Below are 259 nucleotides of genomic sequence, written 5' to 3'. Positions count from 1 at the left end.
TCTGTCCGAGGTCTCGGCCCTGCTGCAGGCCATCGCCCGCGGCGACCTCACCGCGCGCATGCACGGCGACTTCCACGGCGTGTTCGCGCGGATGCGCGACGATGCCAATGCCACCGTGGCGCAGCTGACCTCGATCGTCGGCCGCATCCAGCAGGCGGCTTCCAGCATCAACCTGGCCGCCTCGGAGATCGCCACCGGCAACAACGACCTGTCGCGCCGTACCGAGCAGCAGGCCGCCAATCTCGAGGAAACCGCGGCG

1 pseudogene is annotated in these 259 nt (G+C 69.9%); it reads left to right on the top strand.

The window, feature by feature from the left end:
• A pseudogene (locus AC06FP_RS16870) lies at window positions 1-259 on the top strand (methyl-accepting chemotaxis protein); the annotation flags it as partial.

The organism is Stenotrophomonas sp. Steno-Z2 (assembly GCF_056393235.1).
Note: the sequence above shows the minus strand (reverse complement) of the source record. Positions and strands in the feature narration are given on the sequence as shown.